Below are 19,148 nucleotides of genomic sequence, written 5' to 3' on the forward strand. Positions count from 1 at the left end.
GCCGGGCTGGGGGGTGGGGGGGGGGGCGGCTGCAGCCCCGGGGGGGGGGGGGGCTACCGAGGGGGGGGGGGGGGGGGGCGGGGGGGCCCCCAGTGGTTTGTTCCCCCACCCCCGCCCAGACGGTGGGGTACCGCGTCGTACAGGAAGCACTGGCCAACGCTCGCCGTCATGCGCCCGGGGCGCCGGTCCGGCTCACCGTCGACGGCACGGCCGGCCGACTGCGGTGCGAGGTGGAGAACAGTCGCGGGGTGCGGCGCGGCACGGTCGGCGCGGGGATCGGGCTCGGCCTGATCAGCATGCGTGAGCGGGTGGACGCGCTGGGCGGGGAACTCACCGCCGGACCGACCGGCGACGGCGGCTTCCGCCTCGTGGCCACGATGCCGTTGGAGAATGCCGATGTCTGAGCAGATCAGCGTGCTCGTGGTGGACGACGAGCCGATCATCCGCGCCGGCCTGAGCGCGATACTGAGCAGCCAGGCCGATCTCACCGTGGCAGGCACCGCGGATGACGGCGAGGAAGCCGTCGAGGCGTGCGCGCGACTGAGGCCGGACGTGCTCTTGATGGACATGCGCATGCCTCGCCGGAACGGGCTGTGGGCGCTGACGGAACTGGGCCGCCGGGGGCTCCTCGGACCAGGGCGGAGCCAGGTGCTCATGCTGACGACGTTCGACCTGGACGAGTACGTCGATGACGCTCTTGCCGCCGGGGCGTCCGGTTTCCTGCTGAAGAACAGTTCGTACGAGGAGCTGACCGGGGCGGTGCGGGCGGCGGCGGCCGGGCACAGCGCGCTGAGCCCGGCGGTGACCCGTCGGATCATCGAGGGGCATCTCAGTGGCCGACAGCGGCCGAGTGACCAGGAACTGGCCCGGCTGAAGGACCTCACTGAGCGGGAGCGCGACGTGTTGCGGCTGGTCGGGGACGGGCTGAGCAACGCCGAGATCGCCGACCGCCTCGTGGTGAGCCTGCACACCGTGAAGACGCACGTCAGCCGCATGCTCGCGAAGACCGGCTGTCAGAGCCGGGCGCAGGCGGCGGTGCTGGCCAGGAACACGCTGTCCTGACCGTGTGCGGTGGACGGGGCAGCCCGATGCCGCGCCCCCATGTCACTCCTACGAGTGACCCGGTGCCCGTGGGAAGCCCGCCATCGAGCGATGTGCCGGGCAACTGCCGCTGGCTGAATGGTCGCTGTGCGGAGGGGCCGCCGTGAGGCCGCGCAGCGGGCCGAACGCCCGGGTCCTTGACGCACGAAGCAACCGTCATGCGCCGAAGGGAACTACTATGTCCGCACACACGTCGTCTCGCCACCGGATCCTGCGCGGGGCGCTGACAGTGGGGTTGGCGACCGGCATGAGCGGGGTGCTCATAGGCTGCTCGGACTCGGGGTCGAGCGCGGCGAAGACGTCGGCCGAGCAGAGCACGTCGGCCGACGGGCGGCTGGCCGACCTCGCGCAGAAGGCGGCGGACGGAGGGTCCCTGGGGGTGATCGTCCGGGTCGACCGCGGCAAAGGGTCGCCTGTGGAGATCGTACGGCAGGCCGCCTGGACGAAGGATGATCATCGCATCGCCGCCGACGACCAGTTCAGGGTCGGGTCCAACACCAAGACGGTCACCGCGACCCTCGTCCTGCAACAGGTCGCCGCGGGCAGGATCGGCCTGGACGACCCGGTGGAGAAGTGGCTGCCCGGACTGGTCAAAGGCGGCGAGGGCATCACCGTCCGGATGCTGCTCAACCACACCAGCGGTCTCGGCGACTTCCTGCTGACTCCGGAGTTCCTGCCCTCCCTCACCGGCCGGGAGCAGCGCACCTGGCGGCCGGAGGACCTCCTGGCCATCACTCCCGAGCAGGATCCGCCATCCGGGCCCGGTGAGAAGTACTCCTACAGCAACGCCAACTACGTGGCCCTCGGGCTGATCCTGGAGAAGGCAACCGGGAACAGCCTGGCCAAGCTGATCGAGCGGAAGATCACCAAGCCGTTGGGGATGAAGGACTCGTTCCTGGCCACGAACGCCGACTGGCCCACCGGCAAGCAGCACGTGACCGGCTACGAGCCGGACGCCGAGCGCCTGAAGGACATCCTCTCCCCTACCGTGGACCTGCCCGAAGGCGTCGGATTCGCCGGCCCCGAACGTCCCGACAACAACATCGACACCGCCTCCATCGACCCGAGCTGGTCCTGGGCGGCGGGAGCCATGGTCTCCACCGCACAGGACTGGCAGCGCTTCCTGACCGCGCTGATGTCCGGCGAGCTGCTGCCGGAAGCCCAGATGAAGCAGATGCGCACCACCGTTGCCGCCCCCGAGGAAGGTGGCGGTTACGGACTCGGCCTGATGAAGGTCAACACGCCCTGCGGCACCGTCTGGGGCCACACCGGCGGTCTGCCCGGCTACTCGAGCGAGATCTACACCGACGCCAGCGGACACCGCAGTGTCGCGGTCCTGACGAGCACGAACTTCGGCATCAAGGAAAAGACGGCCGCGACCGCGGACAAGGCCCTCGTCGAAGCGGCGAGCTGCCAGATGCTGGGCAAGCCGCTGCCCTCGGAGAGTCCCCGGCGAGCGAAGTGACGGTCGCAGACGAGACCGACGCACTCAAGCCGAGCGGAGGGCCTTGTGAGCATGTCAGGCCTGCAGGACATCCTGCCGTGGGCGCCTGCCCCTCCGTCTGACTGTCACGTGCGGGTGAGCCTGCTCATCACGTCGTACCTCTGTTGCGGGGTGAGCGGGTCGGCGGGGAGTGGCCCTCGTGCGGCTTGGGTGGGCAGCCCTGTGCTTGCCGAGAATGTCATCCGCCCTGGTCGGAGGTCTGTATCGGGACCGGCGGTCGTCGGCCTCGCCGCTCGGGTAGGCGCTCTCGCGTAGTCGGTGGTTCACGCGTCATGATCGACCGTGCTGCTGCGACTGGCCTACCTGGGCGTGACCAACGCGTTCGCGGTGCTGCGTCTGCTGCGTCTGCTGCGTCTGCTGCGTCTGCTGCCGATGAACGACCGGGACAAGGATGCGGAGATCCTGGCTCTCCGTCATCAGATCACGGTGCTCGAACGCCAACTCGGCGGCGCCCGGCTACGGTTCAATCCGAGCGATCGGGCGTTCCTGGCGGCGCTGCTGCACCGGCTGCCGTTGCCCGCCCTGCGGCGTCTGCGACTGCTCGTACGTCCTGACAACGGTGCTGCGCCGGCATCGCGACCTCGCAAGACGCCAGCATGCCGCCTTATCACGGCCCAAGCGACCCGGTCGGCCTCGTACCGTGCGCTCCATCCGGATTCTGGTACTGCGCCTGGCGAGAGAGAATCCGAACTGGGGCTACAGGCGTCTGCACGGCGAACTGCTCGTGCTGGGAGTGAAGGTGGCCGCGTCGACCGTCTGGAAGATCCTCAAGGACGCCGGCGTCGATCCGGCGCCCGACCGGAGCTCCAGCACGTGGGCCGACTTCCTGCGTTCCCAAGCCGACGCCCTCCTGGCCTGTGACTTCTTTGAGACGGTCACCCTGCCCGGCGCCCGGATGTACGTACTCGCGGTGATCGAGCACAGCAGCCGCCGCATCCGGATCCTGGGCGCCACCGCACGCCCGACCACATCCTGGGTAACCCAGGCTGCGAAGAACCTGGTCATGGATCTCGAGGACGTAGGCCGCCGGGCCCGGTTCATGATCAGGGACAGGGATGAGAAGTTCCCCGGACTGTTCGATGACGTCCTCAAAGACGCGGGGATCAAGGTCGTCCTCACCGGCATCCAGATGCCGAGAATGAACTCGATCATGGAAAGGTGGGTGCAGACCTGCAGACACGAACTCCTGGACCGGACCTTGATCTGGAACCAGCGCCACCTCCTGCACGCCTACGAGAGTTCGAGCAGTTCTACAACTCCCACCGCCCACACCAGGGCATCGAGAACGCCCTTCTTGTGCTGGGTGTGAAGGTCGCCGCGTCCACTGTCTGGCAGATCTTGAAGGAAGCTGGGATCGACCCGGCACCCGAGCGGGCCTGCAGCACGTGGGCCGACTTCCTGCGTTCCCAGGCCGATGCCCTGCTGGCCTGCGACTTTCTGGAAACGGTCACCTTTTGTCCGGGGCCCGACTGTACGTGTTGGCGGTCATCGAGCACGCCAGTCGACGTATCCGGATCCTGGGTGCGACCGCGCACCCGAGCGCATCATGGGTGGGGCAGGTGGCCAAGAACCTGGTCATGGACCTTGAGGAGGCGGGCTGCCGGGCACGGTTCCTGATTCGGGACCGGGACGGGAAGTTTCCCGCCTTGTTTGACGCCGTCCTTACGGATGCGGGGATTGTGGTCGTGCTCAGCGGTGTTCGGATGCCGAGAATGAACTCGATTATGGAGCGCTGGGTGCAGACTTGTCGGCGTGAGCTGCTGGACCGAACGTTGATCTGGAACCAGCGGCACCTGCTCTACGCGCTGCGGGAGTTCGAGCAGTTCTACAACGCTCATCGGCCACACCAGGGCCGCGCGAACGCCCGGCCGCTGCACCCGTCACCCGCGCCGATCACCGACGATCTTGCAGGGCGCGCAGCCCTGATGTAGTTTACGTGCCGTAACGTAAAGGAGCTAGGTGGACCACGCCACTCTTAGATCGCTTATGGTGTCCGCCCAGGGGCTGGGCTGCATGAGCATGAGCGAGCACTACGGTCCGACCGATTGGGACCGGGCCACCTCGGCCGTCCATCGAGCACTCGACCTCGGGGTCTCGCTGCTGGACACGGCCGACATCTACGGCGCCGGCCACAACGAGGTGCTACTCGGCCGCGCGATCGCCGACCGGCGCGACGAGGTCGTCGTGGCCACGAAGTTCGGGGTCGACCGCTCCGCCGGCGACCACCGTCGCCGGGTACGGGGAGAGCCGGACTACGTGCGCCGCAGCTGTGACGCCTCGCTGCTGCGGCTGGGAGTCGACCACATCGACCTGTACTACCTGCACCGGCCACCGCAGGACGTCGACCTGTCCGAGACCGTCGAGGCGATGGCGGGTCTGGTCGCGGCCGGCAAGGTGCGCCATCTGGGGCTGTGCGAGGTCGACGCCGACCAGCTCAGGCGGGCGCATGACGTGCACCCGATCACCGCGGTCCAGAGCGAGTACTCGTTGTGGAGCCGGGACGTCGAAGGCGTCGCGCCGACCATGGCCGAACTGGGAGTCGGACTGGTCGCGTACTCCCCGCTGGGACGCGGTTTCCTCACCGGCGGTGTCGCCCCCGCCTCGCTCGGGGAGACGGACTCACGGCGCGCGCATCCTCGCTTCCAGGGGGACAACGCGACCGCCAATCAACGTCTGGCCACCAAAGTCGGCGCGGCAGCGCGGAACCTGGGTGTCACCAGCGCCCAACTCGCGCTGGCCTGGGTCCATGCCCGCAGTCGCCGGCTCGGGTTCCCAGTCGTGCCCATCCCCGCTACCAGCAGCCCGGATCACGTGACCGACAACGTGAAGGCGCTGGACATCGTGCTCGACGACGCGGTGCTCGCGGAGTTGGAACCGCTCGCCCAGCAGGTGTCCGGAGACCGCAACGGTGCCTTGCAAACCACCGTGCCCCAGGAGGTGCGGCCATGACCCGCTCGCCGGGCCGCCCCCGCGAAAGCACGCACGATGTCCGCGCGCTCGAGAGCGCCAACGAGCTTCTGTTGGAAGGCGGTGTGGCCGCCTGCACCGTCGAGGCCGTCAGTCGGCGCAGTGGCGTCAGCAAGCCCACGCTCTACCGGCGGTGGCCACACCGCACCGCACTGGCGATCGATGCGTTCGCCGCCCGCATCGGCCAGCAGGCACCGCTGGCCGAGACCGGAGACGCCGCGGAAGATCTCGTCCAGGCCGTGGCTCGCCTGGCCGAGCAGTACCAGGGTCGCGACGGAGTTGTCTTCGCCCAACTCATCGCCGCCGCCGTGCTGGAACCCGGCACCGCCGAACTGCTCAACGACCGCTTCTTCGCCCCCCGACGCGCCGCGTTGCGCGCGCTGTGGGCCGACGGCGTCAGTCGCGGCCAACTCGACCCGCACGCCGACGCCGACGCCATGATCGACCTGCTGTTCGGACCGACGACATTTCGCCTGCTCCTGGGACACGCGTCAACCGACGCACGCTCAGCTGTTCAGCTCGCCCGTGCGGCGCTGCGTGGATTCACCCTCACTCAACCGCACCACTGACATTCGGAGGATCCACCCCATGCTGCCCATCACCGACACTCCGCAGCGGGAGAACGCGGCACATCCCGGTCGCACCCTCGTGACCTCGCACTCGTTCAGCTTCGCCCGCCGCGAGTGGATCGAGGCCAGCGCCCTACTGTCGGAACAGTTCCGGGTCGTGGCCGTGGACGCCCCCGGACACGGTGAGGCGCATGACATCCCCGGCTACACTATGGCCGAGATGGCGGCCCAGTTCGCCGCCACGATCAGCGAGCTCGGCCTGACCGACTACGTGCTCGTCGGTCACTCGATGACCGGCAAGATCATGCAGATCCTCGCCAGCCGTGCGGGCGCCGAGCTGGGACTGGCGCACCCGCCCGCGAAGCTGGTGCTGGTGACCCCCACGCCGCTCGGCCGCGAAGTCGGCGGCCGGGAGCTGCGGGAGTCGCTGTTGGCCAGCCGCCGAGACCGCGCGGACGCCGAGAAGTTCGTCCGCGACCGCACCGCAGTGACCCTGCCGCAGGAGGCGTTCGACCGCTCCTGCGCGGACTATTCGCGGATGAACCGCAAGGCGTGGGACGCGTGGCTGAATGAAGGCATCTACGAGGACTGGACCGAGCGGGCCGCACCGATCGACGTCGAGACCTTGCTGATCGTGGCCGACCACGACCCCGTCTGGGGCCTGGACATGCAACGCGAACTGACGATGCCCAGCTTGACCCGCGCGACGATCGAGACGGTCGACTGCGGGCACCAGGTGCCGATGGAAGCGCCGCAGGCCCTCGCCGAGCTCATCACCGCGTTCGCCGCGTCGTGACCGCCGTCGCGGGGCCGTCTTCCGGGGACGAGAACTGGGGTGGACGCCTCCCTCTCGTCCGCTCGGGCCGGTTGGACGAGGACCAACTCGCACTGGACGACGAGGTACGCACGGAGGTCGTGCCGTGGGCTCGGCGATCGGGATTCCACGCAGCCACGGCGGAGGGGGACCTCATCGGGCCGTTCAACGCGTTCGTACACCGCCCCGGCCCGGGCAGGTTGTTCGTGGACTGGGTTCGTGCCGACCAGGCCGATTCGACGTTGGCCGCGCCGCTTCGTGAGATCATCATCCTCACGATCGGCGTGGCCTGGAACTCCGACTACGAGATCTACGCCCACACGGCGGTCGCCCGGCAGGCCGGCGTCGCGGAACCGGTGATCGCCGCTCTCCTCAACGGAGAACCGTCCGAGCAGCTCTCCGCCACCGAAGCCGCCGTGCACCGCTTCACCGTCGAACTGGTGGGCACCCGGTCGGTCTCCGACGACACCTACCGCGTAGCCCTCGAAGCGGTGGGGCAGGCTGGCGTGCTCGACATGGTGAACCTGATCGGCATGTACCTGGCGACCTCCGCGCTGCTCAACACCTTCCGGATTCCCGCGCCGTCCGGAGAGTAGGCGCCCGTGCGATGTCTGTCGTGGATCCAACCCGTGTGGTGGTCAGGCGCGTCGTGCAGTGCCTGTTTTGCCGCTGGGGCTTGGTTGCGCGGTGATCGCGGCGTGCGGCTTGTCCTCGACCTAGTGGGTGCGGCGCTGGCATCGTGTCATGCCGACTCGCGTTCGACGGGTCAGGTGTCGGCGTGCCGCCAGGACAGCTCGGCGGCGTAGCCGGCGCGGTGTTGCCCGCGACGTCGTTCCAAGCCGTGGCGGTCCCGGTGTGCAGGTTGAGCAGATCGGACAGCACTGTCGCAGGAAGTTGGGCGGCCAGGTCGATCAGCGCGGTGTTGCGGCTCAGCCGTGCTTGGATGCCCAGCCGGCTCAACCTGCGCATCAGTTGCCGGGCGCTGATCGGGCGGCCGGGCGCGCCTCCCGGCAGAAGCCAGGTCAGCTCCATCGTGCGGCCCACGACCGCGCGTCCGTGGCGACGATCGACCAAGTCCAGCAGCAGCGCGCCCAGCGGCGGGGGCAGTGCGAGGGGTTTGCTGCCCAGGCGGACTTGGACACCATGATCCGTGACCCGCTGGGTGAGCTGGTCGAGGGTCAGGGTGGCGATCCGGGCCAGCGGCTGGGCGTAGAGCAGCAGGAGCAAGCCGGCAACTCGGTCGACGGTGTCCAGCGCGTCGTCGTGCAGCAGCCGACGAGCCAGGGCCCAGCGCTCGTCGGCCTCGACGAACTCCGAACGCAGGTTTTCCTTGACATAGATGGGAATCGTGATGTCGCTCGCGTGTCCACGCCGGACGCACCACAGCACGAAGTTGCGGGCGCTGTAATGGTAGCTGGTGCCTTCGGCCAGCCACTGGTCGATGTCGCCCTGCCCGCAACCGGCCAGGGACTGGCCGCGAGTGTGAAGCCAGTCCAGCATGCGCACAGCGACACGCGTTTCGCGTTCGACCACCACGGCTTGTTCGAACGTGCTGCGCCGCTGAGGGAATCCTCGGCGTAGCCGCCGCAGGTGATGCCAGGTTACGAAGCCGCGCACGATCTTGCGCTCGGCGCGGTCGTCGATCCGGTCGAGAAACGGACCGAGCCACCGTTCGATCGCGGCGAGGTGTTCGTCGCGATCGGGCAGCACTCGGTGCGCGACCAGCGTCGCGCAGCCGGGTGACGGCCTGTGGGTGGTCGAGGCCATCGAGCAGTGCGTGGGTGACCGGCCCGTCCGCCGTGGCGATCGCGGTGAGCACACGGCGGGGCGGTGCCTCGCGCAGCCACAGCAGCACGCTGTACGGCTCGCTTGTCGTAAGTGCGTCCACGATCGGGACGACGGCCGGGCGCAGCGCGCCGGTGCTGTCGCTGAGCAGATCACGCAGCAGGCGCAGGCACGCGCAGCGGGTGCACAACCCGTGGTGGTACAGCCGCTCAAAGGTGCCGCACTCGCTGCAATGCCGCAGCGACTCGGGATGCACCTCGAAGCACGACCGGCACAGCGGGCCTTCCGGCGCGCGTCCGTGCACCGGTTTGATCTGTCCGCACTGCGCGCAGGTGTCGCTGCGCTGGCTGCAACTGCCGCACACCCCACCGCCGTCAGCGGTGCGGGTCTGCACCAGTCGCACGGTGCCGCACCGCACACAGGTCTCCGGTTCCCGCATCTGACTCGTGCACGCCCCGCAGCGCGGTGTGTCCGTGGCGGCGCGGTAGCAGGGCTTGCGCCGGCCGCAGATCGAGCACGTTGCCATCGGCGGCTGGTAGCAGCGCGGGCACAGGGTCTCCTCGGAGTTGTTGACCACCAGCGTCGCCTGCCGACCGCAGCGGGTGCAGCGCTGGAAGTTGAGAGGATCCTGTCGCGTGCAGGTGTGGCAGATCGCGTCCCCGTCGCGCGAGCGGGTGGCGATCCCCTTGGTGACGCCGCATCGGCCGCACTGTTCGGTCCGTGACGTCTACGCCCGGCACTACAACGGCCATCGCCCCCATCAGGCCCGAGGGCAACGTCCGCCCCTTACCGACAGCCGGACCGCACCATTGACCGACTCGAGTACTCCGCGACGACCACTCCGGACTCGCGTCCTCGGCGGCCTGATCAACGAGTACAGACGCGCGGCCTGACCAGCCGCGACGGATTTCTGAACGGCACAGGCGGTACGGCGCCGGGCCCCGGGGCGGAGCGAGAAGCGGTACGACGTGTTCACTCGGCGAGTGGGGCCACCTTCCCGCATCCACCGCCCCCGGCGTCACGGCGTCGGGGGCGGGGATCCGGCTCAGTCCGCATCGAGCTCGCCGAGCAGGGCGATGGTGAGCTCGTCGACCGGGCGGGCCCCGGACCCGGTCTCCTGGCTGAAGGTGTTCACCATCATCACCACCGCCGTCCCGCTCTCCCGGCTGAACGCCGCGCAGGTGCTGAATCCGCCGGTGCCGCCGTTGTGCCAGGTCATGGTCCGGCCGCTGGGCAGCGGGCTGAGATGCCAGCCGAGGCCGAGCCGCAGGTCGCGGTCGACGGTGAAGTGAGGCCGCTGGGTCAGCTCGATGGCGGCCCGCAAGGACGAGCGCTCCGGACGGAGTTGGGCGCCCAGGAAGCGCAGCATGTCATCGGCGGTGCTGTAGATCGAGGTGCCCGCCGCGCTGAGCACCCGGTCGTGCCAGTCGGGAACGGCCTCCCCGTCGAGATGCCCGACGGCCTTGCGGGAGGCCATGTCCGGCCGCAGGGTCGTCGTGGTGTCCGACAGACGGAGCGGCGCGGCCACCCGGCGCCACAGCATCGCGTCCACGGCGTCGAAGGCCAGCGCCTGGCCCAGCAGTCCGAAGCCGAGGTTCGCGTAGGCGTATGTGCTGCCCGGCTCGCTGTCCAGGGTTGTCTCGCCGAGCCCGGCGGCCAGGTCGTCCAGCGTGTAGCGGGCGTACGGATCGTAGGGATCCGCTCCGGCGAGGAGGTTGGGCGGCAGCGAGGGCAGACCGGAGGTGTGGGTCGCCAGATCGGCCAGGGTGATCCGCCGGGGGCCCTTGCGCGGGACGGGGAAGCGGGCGGGCAGGACGAGCGGTGCGTCGAGGCGGGTCTCGCCCGCGCAGACGGCGTGGGCCAGGGCGGTGGCGGTGAGCGTCTTGCCGATCGAGCCGAGCTGGAACACGGTCCGGCCGTCCGGTGCCGGTGCCTCCCCGTCCTTGGCCGCGCCCGCCACGTAGGGACGTCCGCCGTGGATGACCCCGCAGACCGCGCTCGGACTGCCGGCGGCGAGCGCCCGGTCCAGTTGACGCCGTACCCGCGCGGGCAGGGTCCCGTCGGCCGCGGCGGCGGTCCCGGGCAACAGCGATACGCCCGTCGCCGCCGTCGCCACGGTAAGAAATTTCCGTCGGTCCATGGGTCACTCCCCCGTCGTTCGGTTTCCTGTCGGCACCACGGCGGACAGCAGCACGAGCAGCGGCACCACCCTGCCCGGAGGCACCTGGTAGTGGCCGCGTCCCTCGGCCTGGAGCCAGCCGGCCGCCGTGAGCTGCTTGAGGTGGTGGTAGAGCTGGCCGGTGGTGTTCAGCCCGGCGGTCTCCTGCAGCTCGGCCACGGAGCGGGTGCCGCGCAGCACCGCCCGCAGCAGGGTGAGCCGCATCGGGTGGCCCAGCGCGGCGTACGGCGCGGCGTGTTCGGACCAGTCCGCGTTGAGCAGCCCGTGCGCCGCCGCGCCCTGCTGCCATTCGTAGTGCTCGCCGTTGGGCAGGTCGACCGCGCCGGTGAACAGCACCTGCCCCTGCCCCGTGAGCCGTCGGCGCAGCCCCTCGAGCGCCCAGAACACCTCGTCCCGGTCTGCCTCCGGCGGCGCGGACTCCAGTCGCGTCACCCGCTCTTCGAGCGCGGCGACCCGCCCATCGAGGGACTCATCGGCCATGGACCGAGGTTACGTTATTACGGAATAACAGAGCAAGGGGATCGTGACGACAGCACCGCGATCCCATCCAGCTCCACCAACGCCGCCTCGTCCCACAGGCGTAGGACACCGATGACCCACGATGCGGCCATCACTGCTGGTCAGGGCCCTGCGGCCACGCATCCCTCCGGTCACTCGGCCGCCAAATCCCTTTCGCGACATCTGATCCCGTGCGGCGATGGACTCCACATCAGCAGCGGCGCCTCCCGGTCAAAACCTGGCACGGTCGACGCGGCATGAAGCCCACCCAGTGCAATCCCGATAGTCGCGCCATCCAACATCCATGCGGAATATCGCCCAGGACCGCGCGCTCTCGTCTTGTCTCACCCCCCGGATTACTGATGAGGCCGCGGCTTTATACACCCGGATTGCCGGTTAGCCAAACCGGCGTTACCGAACATGAAGCTCGCCCCCTCTACCCTGCGCCGCTGGCGCACCGCGCGCGCCCTTCACAAGGCCCGCCGTTTGTCCGGCTCTCCGGGCGCGTGGTCCTCTACAGCGCCGCTGATGTGCGGCAGTGGCTGGCCGAGCGGCGCACCGTTCCCGGGCAGGCTGCCTGATGCCGCATGTCGAGCGGCTGCCGATTGCCGTCTCGCTCTCCCCCGATATCGAGCACCGTCCCGGACGCCCGCTGCCGTATCGGGCCCGGGTGCGGTGGACCGATCCGGTCACCAAGCAGCGCCCGTCGCTGTCCTCCACACCCTGCGCGAGTTCGAGCAGTTCTGCAATGGACACCGACCACACCAGGGCATCGCGAACGCCCGCCCGCCGCACCCCTTGCCCCCGCCGATCGACGATCCCGACGCGTTGGCCCGCCTCGACATACGCCGACACGATCGCCTCGGCGGTATCCTCCACGAATACCAACATGCCGCGTGACCTGCACGGATAAGGTTCCCGGCAAGGGCAGTGCCGCCAGGGCCAGTTGTTCGGCAGATGCAGTGTGTGAGGACTCAGCCGCTTGTGAAGAATTGTCCCTTTTCTGTGAATCAGTGTGGCAAGAGCTGCCTTAGCGCTGTTCTGGCCCGCCCATAGCGCAGGCTGACCATGGCATCTTCGCTGGGCGCATCCAGGTCGTAGCCGGAGCGGCACTGCAGGGCCTGGGCCTCGGCCGTCGACGTGAGCAGCCGCTTCCATGCCTTTCCGCCCGCGCCGGAGTCCGGAAAGACCGGCAGTTCCAGCGCGTCGCTCACCGTCGCGCCCAAGGCGGCACAGCGGGCGCCGGCGGCATCGGATCCCGCGCCCCCATCCGGAAGGTATTTGTCGAACCGGCCGAGCACCGCAGAGCCTCCCCGCTCGTACCAGCCGACGGCCCGGTCCTTGACTGCGGCGCTCACCGCGGGTCCGTCGCGCCACTCGTTCATCTCGTCGGACATCTCGCGCAGATGGGCACTTGCCTGCGTCACCCAGTCGTCCTCCGCCTGCGCCCAATTCGCGAACGGGTTCATCGCAAAGGCGCTGATCAGCCAGATGACACCGTACATCCAGGCGCGGGCCGCACTCGCCTCGTCCGCACTCCGCGCCTTGCGGCGCGGGAATACCGCAATGCCGGTGGCGATGATGAGCGGCCCCAGAAGGTACCCGAGATAGATCACCGTCCGCGCCGGGACCGCGTCGAGCTTGAGCCAGGAGATCACCGAGTAAATGATGGTCACGTACGCGACGAGGAAGACCGCGATCTGCAGCTTCGTGCCGCCCTTGTCCTCGGAGCGGGGGTTGTCGATTTCGGCCAGGCGCTCACTCCAGGTCGGGTGGTTGCGCAGAAAGCGGGGGAGCCGAAGCCGGGGCAGCGCGGCTGACCGCGATTCCACCTGCTTTCTCCACACCTCCCGGTCGCTTCCGAACTCGAATACGGCATCTCGGTCGGCGACCAGCTCACGATGGCGCAGGATGTCGGCCCTGGCCACGTAGACCAGCGCGGTGAGCACCACCGCGAGCAGCGCGGTCTTCGCTCCGGGCTCGTATCCGTCCCAGTACGCCCGCTCGTCGCCCTGAAAGCGGTCGTGGAGCACCAGGGCCGCGTTCAGGGCCAGGCAGGGCAGCAGCACGGCGATCAAAAAGACCCGCCACAGCGCGATGGCGAGATAGGCCAGGTCGACGTCCCGGTTACGCACATGGGCAAGCTCATGCAGCACGACCGCGTCGAAATGCGACCTGTCCTTGGTCGTCCGTTTGGGCAGCAGCCCCACGTTCAGGCAGACGGTGTAGCGGCCGACGCTGCCGAAAGTCACCGCGCCGGCGGACAGCGCCCGGGGATTGCACACGAAGCCGGGCAACCGGTCCCGGGGCAGCTCGGCGCGCCGCACCAGCCGGGCCAGATGCGCCAACCGCTCGTCGTTCCCGCTGCCGCCCTCGACAGCTGCCACGATCCGCTGCGCGGAATACAGCTCCGGGAGCCGGTCCTTGCGCTGCCGCCACCGCGGCAGCCACCGGGACAGCAGCACGGCCGCCACCGCGACGCCGACGGTGCACAGTACGGTCGCGTACAGCGCGGTCCGAGCACCGTCCGCCCGGCAGGCGACCAGCTCCGAGTGGAAGCGCAACCCCAACTCGGTGCGCCACTTCGGCCCTTGGAGATCCATGCCGGCTGCGGAGGCACAGTGCGGGAGCGAGGTCGCGGAGTGATACGTGAGCACCGCTTCGCCGATGAGCGCGGTTCCGGACGCGAGTAGCACCGTGACCAGCATCAGCATCCGCCGGGTGGTCGCACGCGCGGTGAGCGCTCGTGACTGCGCCGTCGTCATTGCCCGGACGGCCCCATGGCCAGCCGGGCGACGACGGCTTCCCCGAGCTGCTTCGCGGCCGCCTCCTCGAGGCCCCGCAGGCACGCCTCGCCGTAGACCCGCTGGTAGACCGCCTTCTGCTGCTCGGGGGTCAGCGGCACCGGGTCGGCGGCAACACCTGTGCCGCGGGCGGGAGTCCGGGAGAAGCGTGCCCGGATACGGGCGAAGAAGCCGTCCGCCGCGACGCCTGCTCCCCGGGTGACGAACTCGTTCACCACCAGCCATACGACGGGGGTGATCAGGCTGACGACTTCCGCCACGCCGAAGCCAAGCAGCTCGTCGCTATCGGGCCGGGTGAACAGCCGAGTGATGCCATCGTCGTCGAGTGGCCGCAAATATTCGAGCAACTCCCGTTCATGCGGCACATGTTCGGCAATGAGCGGCGTGACGATCCCCCGTACGGACGCGGCCATGGCGGGCATGATAACAGATGACCTTGGCGTAGCAGTGCTCGGCTTCGTGACGGCAGCAGGAACTGGGGTGGTGGCATGGATAACGTCCCGTTGACCAGTTGTTATGCCGCCGGCCCAACCTTCGATGGCACGCGCGCAAACTTCGATGTCACAGGACAACCCATAACCGGAAGCGCGACCGAGGCGATCGATTGTCCCGTCTCAAGGGATCTGGTCTATGTCTCAGCTGATCTAGTCCGTGGGAAATCGGGACGGTGCTGCGGGTGATTGGCGATCCACCTCCTCGCAAAGCGCGGCGAACGTCGCGAAACGCACCGCCTTGGCGCGGCCGTTCTTGAGTACCGTCAGGTTGGCGGGCGTGATCCCTACGCGGTCCGCGAGGTCTCCCACGGACATCTTCCGCCTGGCCAGCATCACGTCGATGTCGGCGGTGCTGCGCAGGCAACTCGCGGGGCGGGTTCGGTACGAGTGGGCGGACCGGCTGTGGTTCACAGCATTGTCCCCGGCTGGGCCACGGGATCGGCGCCTCCACGGTGTGGAAAATCTTGACTGCAGCCGGTGTCGATCCGGCTCCCCGCCGCATGGGGCCGCCATGACGCGAGTTCCTTACGGCTCAGACCAGCTCCATCATCGCCTGCGACTTCCTGCACATCGGCCCGGCGGACCTTCGCCGGGTCTACGCGCTGGTCTTCCTCGAGCACGGTACACGCCGCCTCCACGTCGCCGGGGTGACCGCACATCCGACCGCTCAGTGGACGGCCCAACAGGCCCGCAACCTTGCCCTCGCCGAGGGCATGCGCCTGGAGTCACCGCGCTTCTTGATCCGTGACCGGGACAGCAAATACACCGAATCCTTCGACGCGGTCTTCGAAGCCGAGGGCATCGAAACCCTGAAGACCGCCCCGTGGTCCCCGCGGATGAACGCGCACTGCGAGAGAATGATCGGGACACTGCGGTGTGAACTCCTCGATCACTTGCTGATCTGGAACGAGACCCACGCTCGGCACGTCCTCGACGTCTACGCCCGGCACTACAACGGCCATCGCCCCCATCAGGCCCGAGAGCAACGTCCGCCCCTTTGTGACCGCCAGGTCGCAGCGCTGACCGACTCGAGCACTCCGCGACGACTACTCCGGACTCGCGTCCTCGGATGCCTCATCAACGAGTACAGGTACGCGGCCTGACCTGCCGCGACGAGTTTCTGAACGGCACACCCGATCTCCGGCTCAGCTCGCGGCCCAGGGATCGGAAACAAGTAGTTATTCGACGCGGATTGCCGACCACCTCGTGAGAGCCGACCTGGCCACCGGGGGGCAGTGGGAGGGACGGCACAACCTGCTGATGATGGTCGGCCGCACCATCCGGTCCGCGTTCCGGCGAGCCGGAGCGCGGTGTCGCGCTGCTGGTCGCGCCTCCGGCCGCGGCTCTCGTCGCGCTCCTGGTCGCGGCTCTGGTCGCACCGGGCTGGGCGCCGGGTGTGCTGTCGCAAGGAGCTGGCCTGGGACAACGCGTCTCCAGCAGCTCGCCGGCCACGCCGACTACTTCCCCACAGCGCCCCCTGGCCGTGGGGCCACATCGGATAGGGACCCCATGCCGCGGCGCCGGATGAGGCTCACTGGGCGCCGGCGGTGACCGTGGCGACCAGCCCGCAGCTCCGGCCAAAGGGACCGCCAGCGGATAGGCCCCCGCGGCTGGACGTACACTCCACACATGGGTCGCACATGCGCAGTGAGGGAGTGCCTGTTCCAGGCCGCTCATGCCGTGTGCCCGTCCGCCGTGTACGCGACGGCCGTCAACCCGGTGAACGCGCCGGCGATCTACTGTCGCGCGTTGCACGGCCACGGCTAGCGATTCCGGGTAATTCTCGGCATTTCCGAGATCATCCCGCCCCTGCGGGCGGACCATTTTCTGCGCGGCAGCCCCTCCCCGCCTCTGTAACCGTACGGCGACGGCCCTCGCCATAATTTCCTGCTTCGTCATCCCTTGGCGCCCTGGCGCCGCCTGCGCGCCGACCGCCGGACGACCGGCAGCCGGTGCATCTTCGAGAGGACCCTTGTGAAGTTGAGCGAGCTGCTCGCCGGGCACGATCATGAAGTCATCGAGGGCGATCCGGAGACGAGGATCACCGGAGGCACCGGCTTCGACGCCCACCGCGCCGCTCCGGGATCCCTGTTCATCGCGGTGCCCGGCCATCGCGGGGGCGGCCCCGAGTCCGTCGGACCGGCTCTCGCACGCGGCGCGGTGGCGATACTCATCGACTCCGCGACGGCGCACCTTCCGGTCGCGACCTGGGCTTCGGCAGCTGGTGTATGTGTCGTAGCCGTCGCGGACACGCGCAAGGCGGCCGCGGTCGTCGCCTCCCGCTACCACGGGGAGCCAGGCCGGCAGATGAAGATGGTGGCCGTCACGGGCACCAACGGGAAGACGTCGGTTTCCTCCATGGTGGAGTCGGTGCTGAGGGTCGCCGAGCACGCCAGGGTGGGGGTCATCGGGACGGGCGGCAGCCGGATCGGCGACGAACTGATCCCGATGCCGACGTCGGTACTGACCACACCGGAGTCGCCGGACTTCCAGTATCTGCTCGGGTGCATGCGCGACCGCGGTGTCGGCACCGTGGCGCTCGAAGCCACGTCGATGGGCCTGCTGACCCACCGCCTCGACCACTCGTTCATCGATGTAGGGGTGTTCACCAACCTGACGCAGGATCACCTGGACGACCACGGCACCATGGAAAACTACCGGGACGCCAAACTGCGTCTGTTCCAGGGGCTGTGCCGGCGTGCGGTGGTCAACGCCGACGACCCGGTCGGAGCCTGCATCGGGGCCATGATGCCCGGCGCGGTCGTCACGTACGGCATCGACGCGGAGGCGGACTACCGGGCGACCGACCTCACCATGGACGCCGTCGGCACCCGCTTCACCCTGCACCACGCCGGCCACAAGTATCCGGCGGCGATCCCCGTGCCTGGACGGTTCTCCGTCTCCAACGCACTGGCCACTGTCGCAGCCTGCCACCTCATCGGGCACAATCTGGCCGGACTGGTCGCCGCACTCGATCAGATGCCCCCGATCCCGGGAAGGTTCGAACGCTACGAGACCCCGGACGGCACGTCCGTCATCGTGGACTATGCGCACTCCCCGGACTCACTGGAGAAGGTGCTGACCACCATCCGCGGCTTCGCCTCTGGCCGGGTCGTCACGGTCTTCGGCTGCGGCGGGGACCGGGACGTCACCAAGCGCGCCCAGATGGGGGAGATCGCCGGCACCTACTCCGATCTGTGCGTTCTCACTTCGGACAACCCCCGGAACGAAGACCCCCGGACGATCATGGATCAGATCGTCCCGGGCCTGCTCGCGAGCGGCACCACTTTCGAACGGTTCGCCGACCGCCGCCGCGCGATCTCCTTCGCCCTGTCCGCCGCAGGGCACGGCGACGTCATCCTGATCGCGGGCAAAGGCAGCGAACCCTACCAGATCGTCAACGAGGAACTGCTGCCGTTCAGCGACATGGCGACGGTACGCGAACTCGCCACGCGGTAGGCGTACCGGCCTTCTTGACGCCCGGCGCTGGTTGCAGTGCCGGGCACGAGGACGTGCAGCTGCTCCAGACGCCGACCTGCTGGCCGATGCGCAATGGCAGGTCCGCGGCCCTGGCCGACGCGAAGGTGGTCGTCCGGCACATCGTCGGCCGCCAGCACCGTCAGAGACCCGCTACCCGCTACACACGAGACCTCGGGGCCCCGCGGCTACCTCGGGGACGTGCGGCCCCGCCCTCATTTCCGTCGGCGTGGACGCCTGATGGCGCTGATCGGGACGGGCTGGGGTCGGCCCGTCCGGCTACCATGCCACAGCTCGGTGCGTTCAGCACCCGGCACCAGGCCGTCAGGAACGGTCAGTACAGCTGGACGCGGGTGAGGACGATGTACGGCGGGTCGGCGCCAGCGAGATCACGTACTCAGCCACGCCGAGTACTCCATCCCGGCCGAGTGGCATCCGCCGCTGCTGCGGCCACTTCGCCGAGGCCGTACTGGCCGGCACCATGCCCCGGGTCTCGTTGATCTGAACCGTCGCCGCGATGACCGCCCCGAAGACCTCACCCGGCAGGGACAAGCCGGCCAGCAGCGCGTCGACCTCTTCGGACAGCTCGCACGGCCAGCCTTCCGGCTCCTGGCCATGCGATTCACTCAACGGGCAACCCGGCCGCCCGGCGGCGCGCGATGGCCGCCGCGACGCTCGTCGTGGGCAGGGTGCCGTTCAGCGCGGCCTCGGTGAACCGGTCACCAGACGGGTCGGTGTCCAGCATCGCCTCGCACCACCAGCGGCGCAGGACCCCCTCGGCCTTCTCCGGGGCGGCCGCCAGGAGCTCGCGGTAGAACTCCATCCGCCGCTCGCCCTCGAGCGCGGCCGCGATGCCCTCGGCGTTCCGCGGCACCCGGTCAGGCTCGCGCGGGTGAATCGGCTGTGCACTCGTGCCTGCCCCTTCCATCCGTCCCCGAGTCTGCCGTGTCCCGGAC

Annotated in this window: 17 protein-coding genes and 3 pseudogenes; 12 read left to right on the forward strand and 8 right to left on the reverse strand. The window is 69.1% G+C overall.

Annotated elements, in window-relative coordinates; genetic code table 11:
- Nucleotides 1–122 precede the first annotated feature (122 nt).
- The 9 genes and pseudogenes from ACFXB5_RS18600 (at nucleotide 123) to ACFXB5_RS18640 (ending at nucleotide 7,551) form a co-directional block, all read left to right on the forward strand.
- Nucleotides 123–404 carry an ATP-binding protein gene (locus ACFXB5_RS18600; RefSeq protein WP_385208873.1) on the forward strand — a complete coding sequence of 94 codons (282 nt, stop codon included), beginning with the start codon at nucleotides 123–125 and terminating at the stop codon, nucleotides 402–404.
- A complete protein-coding gene (locus ACFXB5_RS18605) occupies nucleotides 391–1,062 on the forward strand; it encodes a response regulator (protein WP_385208876.1) in 672 nt (223 codons plus the stop codon). Before ACFXB5_RS18600 ends, ACFXB5_RS18605 begins: the two co-directional genes overlap by 14 nt.
- A gap of 217 nt (nucleotides 1,063–1,279) precedes the next feature.
- Complete coding sequence (locus ACFXB5_RS18610) at nucleotides 1,280–2,566, forward strand: serine hydrolase domain-containing protein (protein ID WP_385208879.1); 1,287 nt, start codon at nucleotides 1,280–1,282, stop codon at nucleotides 2,564–2,566.
- A 321-nt stretch (nucleotides 2,567–2,887) separates the two neighbouring features.
- Nucleotides 2,888–3,895, forward strand: a pseudogene (locus tag ACFXB5_RS18615) (integrase core domain-containing protein); the annotation flags it as partial.
- A pseudogene (locus ACFXB5_RS18620) lies at nucleotides 3,893–4,536 on the forward strand (integrase core domain-containing protein); the annotation flags it as partial. The pseudogenes ACFXB5_RS18615 and ACFXB5_RS18620, both read left to right, overlap by 3 nt.
- Before the next feature lie 82 nt (nucleotides 4,537–4,618).
- The gene (locus ACFXB5_RS18625; RefSeq protein WP_385208882.1) at nucleotides 4,619–5,554 is read left to right on the forward strand and encodes an aldo/keto reductase; all 936 of its coding nucleotides are present in this window, start codon (nucleotides 4,619–4,621) and stop codon (nucleotides 5,552–5,554) included.
- Complete coding sequence (locus tag ACFXB5_RS18630) at nucleotides 5,551–6,141, forward strand: TetR/AcrR family transcriptional regulator (RefSeq protein ID WP_385208884.1); 591 nt, start codon at nucleotides 5,551–5,553, stop codon at nucleotides 6,139–6,141. The genes ACFXB5_RS18625 and ACFXB5_RS18630 overlap by 4 nt, the downstream gene beginning before the upstream one ends.
- A 19-nt stretch (nucleotides 6,142–6,160) precedes the next feature.
- On the forward strand, nucleotides 6,161–6,937 hold the full coding sequence (locus ACFXB5_RS18635) for an alpha/beta fold hydrolase (protein WP_385208887.1): 777 nt from the start codon (nucleotides 6,161–6,163) through the stop codon (nucleotides 6,935–6,937).
- The gene (locus ACFXB5_RS18640; RefSeq protein ID WP_385208889.1) at nucleotides 6,934–7,551 is read left to right on the forward strand and encodes a carboxymuconolactone decarboxylase family protein; all 618 of its coding nucleotides are present in this window, start codon (nucleotides 6,934–6,936) and stop codon (nucleotides 7,549–7,551) included. Before ACFXB5_RS18635 ends, ACFXB5_RS18640 begins: the two co-directional genes overlap by 4 nt.
- Here the strand turns inward: ACFXB5_RS18640 and ACFXB5_RS18645 are convergent.
- Nucleotides 7,514–8,722 carry a hypothetical protein gene (locus ACFXB5_RS18645; protein ID WP_385208892.1) on the reverse strand — a complete coding sequence of 403 codons (1,209 nt, stop codon included), beginning with the start codon at nucleotides 8,720–8,722 and terminating at the stop codon, nucleotides 7,514–7,516. The two genes, ACFXB5_RS18640 and ACFXB5_RS18645, sit on opposite strands and share 38 nt — an antisense overlap.
- 14 nt (nucleotides 8,723–8,736) lie before the next feature.
- Here ACFXB5_RS18645 and ACFXB5_RS18650 point away from each other — a divergent pair, with 14 nt between their 5' ends.
- Nucleotides 8,737–9,183, forward strand: coding sequence for a hypothetical protein (locus tag ACFXB5_RS18650; protein ID WP_385208895.1), 447 nt, complete (start codon nucleotides 8,737–8,739; stop codon nucleotides 9,181–9,183).
- Nucleotides 9,184–9,785: 602 nt separating this feature from the next.
- Here ACFXB5_RS18650 and ACFXB5_RS18655 read toward each other — a convergent pair.
- From ACFXB5_RS18655 to ACFXB5_RS18675, 5 genes are all read right to left on the reverse strand, one after another.
- A complete protein-coding gene (locus ACFXB5_RS18655) occupies nucleotides 9,786–10,880 on the reverse strand; it encodes a serine hydrolase domain-containing protein (protein WP_385208896.1) in 1,095 nt (364 codons plus the stop codon).
- Nucleotides 10,881–10,883: 3 nt separating this feature from the next.
- On the reverse strand, nucleotides 10,884–11,399 hold the full coding sequence (locus ACFXB5_RS18660) for an ArsR/SmtB family transcription factor (protein WP_385208899.1): 516 nt from the start codon (nucleotides 11,397–11,399) through the stop codon (nucleotides 10,884–10,886).
- Nucleotides 11,400–12,427: 1,028 nt separating this feature from the next.
- Nucleotides 12,428–14,182, reverse strand: a complete 1,755-nt coding sequence (locus ACFXB5_RS18665) for a M48 family metalloprotease (protein ID WP_385208901.1) — start codon at nucleotides 14,180–14,182, stop codon at nucleotides 12,428–12,430.
- Nucleotides 14,179–14,634 carry a hypothetical protein gene (locus ACFXB5_RS18670; RefSeq protein WP_201858825.1) on the reverse strand — a complete coding sequence of 152 codons (456 nt, stop codon included), beginning with the start codon at nucleotides 14,632–14,634 and terminating at the stop codon, nucleotides 14,179–14,181. Before ACFXB5_RS18670 ends, ACFXB5_RS18665 begins: the two co-directional genes overlap by 4 nt.
- A gap of 231 nt (nucleotides 14,635–14,865) precedes the next feature.
- Nucleotides 14,866–15,048: a helix-turn-helix domain-containing protein gene (locus ACFXB5_RS18675; protein WP_385208993.1), complete on the reverse strand. Its 183-nt coding sequence runs from the start codon at nucleotides 15,046–15,048 to the stop codon at nucleotides 14,866–14,868.
- Nucleotides 15,049–15,137: 89 nt separating this feature from the next.
- On the opposite strand from ACFXB5_RS18675, the pseudogene ACFXB5_RS18680 reads away from it, so the two are divergent.
- Nucleotides 15,138–15,818 (forward strand): annotated as a pseudogene (locus ACFXB5_RS18680) (integrase core domain-containing protein); the annotation flags it as partial.
- A gap of 871 nt (nucleotides 15,819–16,689) precedes the next feature.
- On the forward strand, nucleotides 16,690–18,174 hold the full coding sequence (locus tag ACFXB5_RS18685; protein ID WP_385208904.1) for a UDP-N-acetylmuramoyl-L-alanyl-D-glutamate--2,6-diaminopimelate ligase: 1,485 nt from the start codon (nucleotides 16,690–16,692) through the stop codon (nucleotides 18,172–18,174).
- A 342-nt stretch (nucleotides 18,175–18,516) separates the two neighbouring features.
- Here the strand turns inward: ACFXB5_RS18685 and ACFXB5_RS18690 are convergent, their stop codons facing one another.
- Together ACFXB5_RS18690 and ACFXB5_RS18695 are read right to left on the reverse strand one after the other, a co-directional pair.
- Nucleotides 18,517–18,822, reverse strand: coding sequence for a hypothetical protein (locus ACFXB5_RS18690; RefSeq protein WP_385208907.1), 306 nt, complete (start codon nucleotides 18,820–18,822; stop codon nucleotides 18,517–18,519).
- Nucleotides 18,815–19,066: a hypothetical protein gene (locus ACFXB5_RS18695; protein WP_385208909.1), complete on the reverse strand. Its 252-nt coding sequence runs from the start codon at nucleotides 19,064–19,066 to the stop codon at nucleotides 18,815–18,817. Before ACFXB5_RS18695 ends, ACFXB5_RS18690 begins: the two co-directional genes overlap by 8 nt.
- Nucleotides 19,067–19,148 lie beyond the last annotated feature (82 nt).

Source organism: Streptomyces sp. NPDC059455 (assembly GCF_042750115.1).
Classification (GTDB): domain Bacteria; phylum Actinomycetota; class Actinomycetes; order Streptomycetales; family Streptomycetaceae; genus Streptomyces; species Streptomyces endocoffeicus.

What these genes read in the sequence shown, in the direction of transcription:
- ACFXB5_RS18625 (WP_385208882.1), top strand. Translation starts at nt 4,619, where the DNA reads ATGAGCATGAGCGAGCACTACGGTCCGACCGATTGGGACCGGGCCACC.
- ACFXB5_RS18605 (WP_385208876.1), top strand. Translation starts at nt 391, where the DNA reads ATGCCGATGTCTGAGCAGATCAGCGTGCTCGTGGTGGACGACGAGCCG.
- ACFXB5_RS18675 (WP_385208993.1), bottom strand. Translation starts at nt 15,048, where the DNA reads ATGCTGGCCAGGCGGAAGATGTCCGTGGGAGACCTCGCGGACCGCGTA.
- ACFXB5_RS18670 (WP_201858825.1), bottom strand. Translation starts at nt 14,634, where the DNA reads ATGGCCGCGTCCGTACGGGGGATCGTCACGCCGCTCATTGCCGAACAT.
- ACFXB5_RS18630 (WP_385208884.1), top strand. Translation starts at nt 5,551, where the DNA reads ATGACCCGCTCGCCGGGCCGCCCCCGCGAAAGCACGCACGATGTCCGC.
- ACFXB5_RS18665 (WP_385208901.1), bottom strand. Translation starts at nt 14,182, where the DNA reads ATGACGACGGCGCAGTCACGAGCGCTCACCGCGCGTGCGACCACCCGG.
- ACFXB5_RS18610 (WP_385208879.1), top strand. Translation starts at nt 1,280, where the DNA reads ATGTCCGCACACACGTCGTCTCGCCACCGGATCCTGCGCGGGGCGCTG.
- ACFXB5_RS18635 (WP_385208887.1), top strand. Translation starts at nt 6,161, where the DNA reads ATGCTGCCCATCACCGACACTCCGCAGCGGGAGAACGCGGCACATCCC.
- ACFXB5_RS18655 (WP_385208896.1), bottom strand. Translation starts at nt 10,880, where the DNA reads ATGGACCGACGGAAATTTCTTACCGTGGCGACGGCGGCGACGGGCGTA.
- ACFXB5_RS18660 (WP_385208899.1), bottom strand. Translation starts at nt 11,399, where the DNA reads ATGGCCGATGAGTCCCTCGATGGGCGGGTCGCCGCGCTCGAAGAGCGG.
- ACFXB5_RS18645 (WP_385208892.1), bottom strand. Translation starts at nt 8,722, where the DNA reads ATGGCCTCGACCACCCACAGGCCGTCACCCGGCTGCGCGACGCTGGTC.